Source organism: Halorussus litoreus, from assembly GCF_003382685.1.
In the GTDB taxonomy this organism is placed as follows: domain Archaea; phylum Halobacteriota; class Halobacteria; order Halobacteriales; family Haladaptataceae; genus Halorussus; species Halorussus litoreus.
Genome location: NZ_QLVG01000033.1, coordinates 72,088 through 78,431, shown reverse-complemented (window position 1 = coordinate 78,431; position 6,344 = coordinate 72,088). Strand labels below are relative to the sequence as shown.

The 6,344-nt window shown below is 68.2% G+C and carries 7 protein-coding genes; 1 reads left to right on the top strand and 6 read right to left on the bottom strand.

The genetic code is table 11. The annotated features are described in order from the left end of the window. Positions 1–36: 36 nt before the first annotated feature. Both DPQ64_RS12305 and gatD read right to left on the bottom strand, forming a co-directional pair. Positions 37–1,005, bottom strand: coding sequence for a GNAT family N-acetyltransferase (locus DPQ64_RS12305; protein ID WP_115864615.1), 969 nt, complete (start codon positions 1,003–1,005; stop codon positions 37–39). Continuing rightward, positions 1,005–2,252: a Glu-tRNA(Gln) amidotransferase subunit GatD gene (gatD, locus tag DPQ64_RS12300; protein WP_115864614.1), complete on the bottom strand. Its 1,248-nt coding sequence runs from the start codon at positions 2,250–2,252 to the stop codon at positions 1,005–1,007. Before gatD ends, DPQ64_RS12305 begins: the two co-directional genes overlap by 1 nt. Before the next feature lie 219 nt (positions 2,253–2,471). Between gatD and DPQ64_RS12295 the strand changes: the two genes are divergently transcribed. Further along, on the top strand, positions 2,472–3,023 hold the full coding sequence (locus DPQ64_RS12295; protein ID WP_115864613.1) for a hypothetical protein: 552 nt from the start codon (positions 2,472–2,474) through the stop codon (positions 3,021–3,023). Between the two features lie 65 nt (positions 3,024–3,088). Here DPQ64_RS12295 and DPQ64_RS12290 read toward each other — a convergent pair whose 3' ends face one another. The 4 genes from DPQ64_RS12290 to DPQ64_RS12275 all read right to left on the bottom strand — a co-directional run bounded on the left by DPQ64_RS12290 (position 3,089) and on the right by DPQ64_RS12275 (position 6,313). Further along, positions 3,089–3,283 (bottom strand): hypothetical protein, encoded by a 195-nt coding sequence (locus tag DPQ64_RS12290; protein WP_115864612.1) that lies wholly within the window; start codon positions 3,281–3,283, stop codon positions 3,089–3,091. Between the two features lie 97 nt (positions 3,284–3,380). Continuing rightward, the gene (locus DPQ64_RS12285) at positions 3,381–4,211 is read right to left on the bottom strand and encodes an ArsR/SmtB family transcription factor (RefSeq protein WP_115864611.1); all 831 of its coding nucleotides are present in this window, start codon (positions 4,209–4,211) and stop codon (positions 3,381–3,383) included. Between the two features lie 79 nt (positions 4,212–4,290). Next, entirely contained in the window at positions 4,291–5,466 is a 1,176-nt protein-coding gene (locus DPQ64_RS12280; RefSeq protein WP_115864610.1) for a DUF7096 domain-containing protein, read from the bottom strand. Positions 5,467–5,632: 166 nt separating this feature from the next. Further along, positions 5,633–6,313, bottom strand: a complete 681-nt coding sequence (locus DPQ64_RS12275; protein WP_115864609.1) for a DUF1405 domain-containing protein — start codon at positions 6,311–6,313, stop codon at positions 5,633–5,635. Between the last annotated feature and the right edge of the window lie 31 nt (positions 6,314–6,344).

The window sequence follows — 6,344 nt, the reverse complement described above, 5'->3', positions numbered from 1 at the left end:
CCGGCGTCGCCAGCCCAGATGGCCGGTAGGCGCGGCCTACTGGGGCGTCAGGTCGGCCGCCATCACGAAGTCCGGCTCCTCGGCGATGCCGACTCGGCACGCCGCCGCGTCGCTGACGAAACGTGCGCTCTCGGGGATCAGCACCCGCGTTCGGTCTGCTCCACGGTCGGCGGCGTCGCGCGCGACGGCCGCGAACAGGGCGTCGGCGCTCGCCGCGTCGGCCCACGCGCCCACGCCGTACTCGACCCACCGCTCGGTTTCGACGCTGTCGTCTTCCTCACTTTCGCGCTCGTACTCCCGGACGCGGTGGGCGAACCCGGCCGTTCCGTCGTCGCGCTGGACGACGAACAGGCCGCCGTCGTCGGCCGCTCGCTGGAGGTCCTCGCGGGTGAGCAGCGAGACGGCCCACGTCTCCTCGTCGTCGAGCGCCAGTCCGGCCAGCCGGTCGCGGGCCTCGCTGTCGGTCCAAAAGTGCCACGCTGCATTGGGTTCGGCCGTCACGTCGAACGCGGATTCCGCCCCGGCGTCCGGCTCGGGGTGGGCCCACCGGAACTCGGTCACGGGGTCGTAGCCAGTCGCCCGCGACTGGCCGAGCCCGGCCCCGTTCCACGAGAACACCATGTTCCGGGCGACGGTCGCCCCCTGCTCGCGGGCCCACGCGAACAGGTCCACGGTGACCGCGACGCTGACGCCCCGGCCGCGGTAGTCGGGGTTCACGCGCAGCCCCTGGTTCCACGCCTCCCACTTCGAAAGCATGACCGACTGGGCCAGCCCCGCAATCTCGCCGTCGATCTCGGCCACGACGGTTCGCTTCTGGTCGTCGTCGCCCTCGATCCAGTCGTGGTAGACGCGCGGGATGTAGTCGGAGACGCCGCGGTCGGCCCACGTCCCGCTGGTGAACGCCGCCACCGCGTCGTAGTCGTCGTGACGGGCCTCCCGGACCACGACCTCGCCGCTCGACTGGGTGCGGTCGGCGTCGGACCGCTCGCGACGGTCGCCCGCCATCACTCCCACGGCACCGACCGCTCGGTCAGTTCGCCCGCGATGGGCTCTTGCATCGCTTCCTCGGGGTCGTCGCTGTTGGCCAGCGCCCACATCAGCTTCACCTTCGCGGTGCCGGGGAGCGTGTCGCCCGCCTCGACCACGCCCGCGTCGAGCAGGTCCCGGCCCGTGTCGTACACCCGGTCGCAGACCCGGCCCCAGATGCACTGGCTGGTCATGACCACGGTTGTCCGGTCGTCGACGAGGTCGCCGATGCGGTCGGCCCACTCGGAGTGGACGTGGCCCAGCCCGGTGCCTTCGAGCACGAGGCCCGCCTTCCCCTCGGCGAGGTCGAGCACCGACTCGTCCGTGCCGGGCGTGAACTTCAGGAGTTCCACCTCGGATTCGAGGTCGGGGCGGATAGCAAGGTCGACTTCGTTGCGCTCTGCGTAGTCCCTGCGGAACGAAACCTCCGCGTCCCCCTCGCGGTAGTCGACCTCGCCGAGCGGTTCGCGCCCGACCGTCTCGAAGGCGTCCCGCCGCGAGGTGTGGTTCTTCCGAACGCGGGTGCCCCGGTGGAGCGCGCAGACGTCGTCGCTCTCGGAGGCGTGCATGCAGACCATGACCTCCGCGGCGTCGGCTTTGGCAGCTTCCACCGCGCAGACTGCGTTCATCACGTTGTCCGAGGACGGCCGGTCGGCCGACCGCTGGCTCCCGGTGAACACGACCGGGACGGGCGTCTCGAGCATGAACGAAAGCGCGCTCGCGGTGAACTGCATCGTGTCGGTGCCGTGCATCACGACCACGCCGTCCGCGCCCGCCTCGATCTCCTCGTAGACCGCGTGGGCGAGGTCCTGCCAGACCTCGGGCGTCATGTTCTCCGAGAGGATGTTGGCCACCACGCGACCGCGGTAGTTCGCCCGTCCAGCGAGGTCGGGCACCGCCCGGAGCACGTCCTCGGCGTCGAACTGCGCGGTCACCGCGCCGGTTCGGTAGTCGACGGTCGAGGCGATGGTGCCGCCGGTAGAGATGAGCGAGACCGTCGGCAGGTCCTCGTCGAACTCGACTTCGGAGGACTCGTCGGTGTCGCCACCCCCTACGTCGTACACGTCGCTTTCGAGTACGTCCACGTCGGCATCCTCGCGGTCGACGCCGACGTTGTACCCGCCTTCGAGCTTGACGACGAGGTTCTGGCTCGTCGAGGAGGGGAGCAGTACGCCCTCGTAGGTCTGGTCGGTCCGCTCGACGCGGACGCGGTCGCCGGGATTCATGCTCGGGGCTACCGGCCCTGCGGACTTGAAACCATCTTTTCGGCACGTGGGTGTTCGCGGTGCTGGCGGTCGCGGTGATTCCGAGGCTCAAGCGGTCGCACGCTCGTTGTCCGCCATCGGTCTTTCTCGGTCTCGCTCGACTCATCTTATCGCGTTTCCGAACACAGCCACCTCCGAGGCACGAAAAGACCCATTACCTCTCGGGTTCCACCCACACGCATGCCCCAGCGTTCCGACCAGCGCTCCAGCGACTCGGTCGCGGACGAGTACGCCCACCTCCTCGACGACGATCTCGCGGAATCGGAGTCCGACGAGGCGTCCGGCTCTCCGCAGTCCGCCGCGAGCCAGTCCGACTCCTCGGAGTCCTCCACCACGTCGGCCTCGTTCGGCCAACGTCTCCAACACCGCGCGGGCAGTCTGTTCTCCCCGCGAGTCTTCCTCTACGCCGTCGTCCTGCTCGGCGGCGGGATGTTCGCCGGGAACGCGTTCATCCCGATTCCGTTCCTCGACAGCCTCGCAGGCCTCGTGGGCGTGTTCGCAGGCGCGTTCGTACTCGGCCTCGCGGCCGAGCGCTCGACCGTCCTCGAATCGGCCGCCGCGGGCGCGGTCGCGGCCGGGCTGACAGTCCTGCTGACGAACCTCACGCTGTCGGTCGTCAGCGGCTTCGGCGCTCCGATGGCCGCGTTCGGCGCGGGCACCGGCCTGCTGGCGGGCGCGCTCGGCGCGTACTTCGGCGAGGATCTCCGGGACGGCCTGACCGCGGACATCTGAATCGCCCGAGTAGAATTAGCCGTTCTTCTGACCAGCTGAGCCCTCGCCCACACCTCGACTTTCGCTCACGCCTCGACGCGACGGAGCGCACCGTCGCAGTTCGGACACGTCGGCGGCACGTCACCGTTTAGCTCGACGCGAAAGTCGCAGTCGTGGCACTGGCACACCTCCGACCGCCCGGACGAGGCCGTGGCGGCGTTCGGATGGGGGTTTACCGTGGGATGGTCGAGTCCAATCGTCGGTGAGTCGGCCGCTGCCATATGCAAACGTTCGGCGCGAACGGGTAAATATGCTTCATAGCGAATAGACCATCGTCTCGTCGGCTGGTATTCTGTGTGGTTATACGCACCGCTGCAGCTACTCCGCCAGCACCCACTCACCGCCCTCCTCGTTCTCCCCGCCCTCGCCGTCGCGCTCCACCAACCCTCGTTCTGCGAGTTCGTCCAGACACTCCTCGACCACGCGCTCCGGAGCCTCGACCACCCGGCTCACGGCTGCGGGAGTCGTCGCCCCGCCCGCGACGGCCGCGAGTACGTCCGCGTGGAGGCGACGCTCGCCGTTCGCGTCGAGGGCGTCGCCGAGGCGTTCCTGCACGTCGGCGAGGCGGCCGTGGACCCATCGTTGAGCCAGCGAGAGCTCGCTCTGGAGCTGCTGGAGTTCGTCGAGTTCCGACGCGAGGTGGGTAGCGGTCTCGGCGTCCGCCTCGGTTCCGGCGTTCTCCTCGTCGTCAGCTACCTCTTCGGCGGCAGCCACCGCCTCGGAATCAGCTACCTCCTCAGCGTCAGCCACCGCCTCGGCGTCAGTAAGCTCCTTGTCGTCGAAATCGGTTCTGTCGTCGTCCTCCAGTTCGGCACCCATCTGGACGTTGAGCGAGACGTATCTGCATCGGCTCACGTCGAGGTTCGCGCTCGCCGGGTAGGCACTCTTCATGCCGAACTCGTAGGGCGAGACGCTCACCTCCAGCCGGAGGTTGCGCGAGATGCTGAAGTACTTCCGGCGGCGGTCGTCGGTCCGGCTCTCGATCAGCCCCGCGTCTTCGAGCCGCTGGAGGTGGTCGATGACGGCCTTCGGACTGACGCCGAGGTACTCGCTGATCTCGGTGACGTAGCAGGGCTTTCGCGAGAGCAGCCGCAGGATGCGCCTGCGATTCTCGTTGCCCAAGATGTCGAGTAGCTCGGCGGAGTCCATTCGCTGTCGGTGGTAGACGTCGCGCGCTCAAAAGGGTGTCTCTCGGCCGGGACGTATCCTCGGCGAAGAAAAGCTCAGCTTACCAGTTCGCGTCGAGAGCGAGCGAGACGACGCCGGAGAACTCACCAGTCCCCGTCGCGAGCGTCGAGAGTTCGCTCGTGAACTCGTCTGACGGTCCGCCGCCGGTCGCTCCGTCGGGGCCTGCCGCCGTCCTGTTCACCGCCGGCTTCTCGTCGACGGCTGCTTTCTCTTCTACAGCCGTGGTTTCGTTCATCCCCGTGGTTTTGTTCATCCCCGTCTCGTTCACCTCCGTCCCGTTCGCTGCACCCGGAACGCCATCCGCTTTTCCGGGAGCGTCGCCGCTTTTACCGGGCGAATTGCCGTTGTTCCCGGCAGCGTTACTGCCGTTTCGGGGACCGGCGTCACTGTTAGCCGGATTTCCGTCACTAATTCCGACGGCCGTGTCGTTGTCGCCGTTCTCGGCTCCGACGCTGGTTCCGTTTCCAGCTCCGACGCCGTTGCCGTTACCGTTCCCGGCTCCAACGCCCGTACCGTTCCCTGCCCCGACGCCGCTCGGCGGGCCGCCCGCACCGTTCCCGACGCCGGTGAGGTTGCGCGCGACCGCCGCGATCTCCGGCCCGGTCAACTCCGCCGTCTCGGTTCGGAGCCTCGTGACGTTCTCCACGTTCTCGTTCACCTCCCGCGCGCGACTCTCGGTGGCGTTGATGGCCGCGTTCAGGGCGTTGATGCGGCCGACGAGTTGGCCGACGCGAGCCTTGTAGGCGGCGTTGCTGAGGTTGCCCGCCTCGCGCTCGTCGAGCAGTTCCTGTCTGCGGTCCCTGAGATCGGCGAGATCGTCGCGGAGGTCGCCGGTCTGGCGCTCGACGAGTCGGGCGCGCACCGACCGGTTGTCGGTTCCGTTGTACGCCGCGGTCCACATACCGGTCTCGACCGCGCCGCCGACCTCCGCGGTGCTCGACTGCATGAACGACGAGATGTCCGCGCCGAACGAGGAGTTGTTCGCACTATCGTTCGCGGCCGCCGACTGGGCGTCGACCGTCGGACCCGACGTGTTGTCGGTCGGTCCGGACATCTCCACCGACGGTCCAGACGTCGCTACCGACGGTCCGGACGTTTCGACTGCCTCGGGCGAGTCGGAGGCGTCGTCGGCACCGTCGGTCGCGCTCGCCGGGAGAGCCGCGAGGGACGCTCCCACGACCAATAGCGCCAACAGGGCGGCTCGATAGGCACTCATTACTCGCTTCTTACTCCCTCTAGCTTAAAAAGGCAGATATTCGTTCGTTCCGTTCACGCCCCGGTTTTACGGTATCAGAGACATCCTTAGAGTTCAAAAGAGGCGTACGCGGACTCTACGTCTATTCCGCGCTTCGTGGTCGTTCGCGCTGGCCTCGCGTGCCGCCTTACCCACTGTTTCCCTCGTTCGTGCGGTCCTCGCGCGGAACGCCGTTCTCGCGTGGGAGGCGGTCGAACGCCCGCGCGGCCGCGACGACGGCACCGGCCGAGAGCGCAATCGTGGCGGCGGGCAGGACGAAACCGGGCTCGTAGCGGAGCGGCGGGTGGATGCCCAGTAGGTAGTCGAGGGCGTCGTTGACCAGCAGGGCCGCCAGCGCGGCCGCCAGCGCGCCGCGGGTCGTCGCGCCGTAGCGCGGGAACAGGTACGCCTCGGCCACGAACGCGAGGTGAGTGAGGATGATGAACCAGTACGACCAGACCGCGTCGGGCTCCCACGGTGGGCCGAAGTACGACCCGAAGCCGAGGTTGAGCGCGACGAACGTCCAGAGTCCGTACTTCACGAGCCAGACGAACGCGAACGTGTGGAGGTACGCGAGGTAGCGGTTCCGCGGGGCCTCCTCGACCCGCCGCCCGAGGTTCGGGAGGAGCGTCGCGAGCGACACCGTCGCCAGAAACAGCGCGGCGGGCGAGTCGGCGTACAGCGGCCAGAGCACGGTCGAGACGTCCGGCAGACTCTCGACGTAGAACCGCACGCCGACGAGCATCGCCAGCACGTTCACCGACAGGAGCCACGCGAGATTCGGGCCGTCTTCGAGGAACTGGCGCGCGTACCGCTCCGGAATCGCCATGTCCGGGGACGCGAGCGCCAGCGACAAAGGT